Consider the following 1,733-nt stretch of genomic DNA (forward strand, 5'->3'; position numbering starts at 1 on the left):
TTTATGAAGTACTTACAGATCGTGTTAGATTTGTAAATAAACCAGAAGATATTTACCTGCTACCTGGTGCAGCTGACGCAATTGCTATATTTAATAGACAGGGTTATATGGTCCTAGTTACGTCGAATCAAGGAGGTGTCGGATTGGGTTATATGACTCAAGAAGAGCTCTTAGAAATACATAAACATATGCAAGAAAAATTAATTAATGAAAACGCCGGTGCTCATATACAAGAATTTGCTGCCTGTATCCATCGGCCAAAAGATGGGTGTTCTTGTAGAAAACCAGAGGCTGGTATGCTGCTGCAGTTAGCTCAAAAGTACGATATTGATTTAGCGAGCAGCTATATGATTGGTGACCAAGAAACCGATATATGTGCAGGGAAGAAGGCTGGAACAAGAACAGTTCGAATTGCTGATTCTTTGGAGGAAACAAAAGCAAATTTAAAATTTCCTTCTTTGCTTAATGTAGCGCTTGGAAACATTTTTTAATATTTTTTATGAAGATAAAGTTTTAACAAGTGGTGATTAGTAACAATAAAGATATTTAATTCTACTGGCCAAAAAATAAAGTACAGCATTAAAATAAGAATTTTAGTTATAAAAATAGGCATAAGGAGGTATTTTTCAATGAGTGAATTTCAATCAGGAAAAAGAGAAGGATATATTTATGGTTATATATTTCTTTCGGGAAATAAAGTTTAATCAAAAAAACTCCACAAACCCATATTATATGGTAAATAAGAAGACTCCATTTTGAAAAAAGATTAATCAAAATGGAGTCTTCTGTTAGAAATCCGAATCTAGTTTTTATAAAAAAGATTAATCAAAACTCATAGACATATCTATTACAACAATTTACTTATACCTAACCTATTCTTCAAACCAAAACAGAACTTCAATAGGTGCATTCAAAACCTTCGCAATATCATAAGTGAGTTTGAATGAAGGATTATATTTTCCATTTTCGAGATTGCCAATTGTTTCCCTTCGGACACCAACCTCATTGGCTAGATCTTCTTGAGACATACTTAGCTTTACCCTAAATTCTTTCATTCGAGTTTTAAGTGGCATCTTGCATCCCTTTCTTTTCTCTACGTTCAAATATTTCTAAATTAATTACAAAAGTTCCTAATGGTATTACAACTGCAAGTACAACGCATAATCTGATTACATGTACATTTGCAAAAATAACGATACTTAAGATTAGTAAAACACCCATTACTAATGCCACGAAAAATGACTTTGTGGCAGCAATGCGAACATGTAGGATAAAAAGTTCATCTGGTATAACTTTTGCATATAAAAAGAAGGGGAAGAAAGCGAAAAAGTAATATGTAAATGATGTTTCACCTAAAAATGAATGAGGACCTAAAAGTCCTAGAAATCCTAGAAATCCAATAAACCCCAAGTAAGCCAGTTTGTTTTTCATGTGAATTCTCCTTTGTGATGTATTTCGCACTAATTGTTATAAATATATCACATCAACTTGGAAATAAAAAGGATTGAAAACGGTACGACTTTTTTATAAGCAGTTAATCTTTTTTCAAAACGGTTAAACTTTATTGCAAACCTACATCAAAAATGCCTTTTACTAAATAATATTATTATCTAATACATAAGTATTAAAGGTTTATTAAAATACATATTTTAATAAAGAAAAGACACCTAAGGTGCCTTCCTCTGACTTGAACCACTTTAATTTTAATAACATCATTTTACAATCACAAATAT

The 1,733-nt window shown here is 31.3% G+C and carries 3 protein-coding genes; 1 reads left to right on the plus strand and 2 read right to left on the minus strand.

Going from position 1 to position 1,733, the window contains the following annotated elements; genetic code table 11:
- Positions 1 to 491: D-glycero-alpha-D-manno-heptose-1,7-bisphosphate 7-phosphatase (locus FOT98_RS30330; protein ID WP_144291222.1), on the plus strand; the 491-nt coding region annotated here is incomplete at its 5' end.
- A gap of 381 nt (positions 492 to 872) precedes the next feature.
- Here the strand turns inward: FOT98_RS30330 and FOT98_RS30340 are convergent.
- Together FOT98_RS30340 and FOT98_RS30345 are read right to left on the minus strand one after the other, a co-directional pair.
- Complete coding sequence (locus FOT98_RS30340) at positions 873 to 1,073, minus strand: helix-turn-helix transcriptional regulator (protein ID WP_001128811.1); 201 nt, start codon at positions 1,071 to 1,073, stop codon at positions 873 to 875.
- Positions 1,063 to 1,431: a DUF3796 domain-containing protein gene (locus tag FOT98_RS30345; protein WP_000791542.1), complete on the minus strand. Its 369-nt coding sequence runs from the start codon at positions 1,429 to 1,431 to the stop codon at positions 1,063 to 1,065. Before FOT98_RS30345 ends, FOT98_RS30340 begins: the two co-directional genes overlap by 11 nt.
- Between the last annotated feature and the right edge of the window lie 302 nt (positions 1,432 to 1,733).

This window comes from Bacillus sp. HY001, assembly GCF_007558965.1.
Lineage (GTDB): Bacteria > Bacillota > Bacilli > Bacillales > Bacillaceae_G > Bacillus_A > Bacillus_A mobilis.

Coding starts and splice junctions, on each gene's coding strand:
- FOT98_RS30345 (WP_000791542.1), bottom strand. CDS start 1,431: ATGAAAAACAAACTGGCTTACTTGGGGTTTATTGGATTTCTAGGATTT.
- FOT98_RS30340 (WP_001128811.1), bottom strand. CDS start 1,073: ATGCCACTTAAAACTCGAATGAAAGAATTTAGGGTAAAGCTAAGTATG.